The organism is Streptococcus oralis (assembly GCF_004127215.1).
GTDB lineage: Bacteria > Bacillota > Bacilli > Lactobacillales > Streptococcaceae > Streptococcus > Streptococcus oralis_BD.
This window is the reverse complement of the sequence record NZ_QEWJ01000140.1, coordinates 1-397: the sequence shown is the minus strand read 5'-3', so window position 1 is coordinate 397 and position 397 is coordinate 1. Positions and strand designations below refer to the sequence as shown.

Here is a 397-nt window from a genome sequence, read left to right as displayed (position 1 = left end):
GGTTCAGTTCGCGCACCTGGTCGAGGTAGGCATCGAGCAGCGGCGGCAGCGTTTCGCCGCTTTCGGCCGCGCGCCACAAGGGGCCGATGCCGGTATCGAATTCGGCCTTCTTCTGCGCCCATTCGTGGTCCAGCGCGTAGAGGCCGGCGCCGGCGTGCGTGTCGATGTACCAGAACGGCTTGTCCTTCTGCGTGAGGTAATCGAGCATCTGCACAAGCACGGCGTGCTTGAGGACATCGGCGTGATTGCCGGCGTGGAAGGCGTGGCGGTAACTGAGCATCGGCGGGCCATGTGCGCCCGGAGTATCAGGCGCGGGCAGAGAAAACGGTAGGCGCGAATGCTACCACCGCGCGGGATGCGTCCCCAGCGGCACGCTGGGCAGCGTCCAGTGCGGCGG

1 protein-coding gene is annotated in these 397 nt (G+C 66.8%); it reads right to left on the bottom strand.

What is annotated here, in order from left to right; all coding sequences use genetic code 11:
* On the bottom strand, nucleotides 1–280 hold a 280-nt coding region (gene rlmJ / locus DF216_RS10690; RefSeq protein ID WP_129326793.1), incomplete at its 3' end, for a 23S rRNA (adenine(2030)-N(6))-methyltransferase RlmJ.
* Between the last annotated feature and the right edge of the window lie 117 nt (nucleotides 281–397).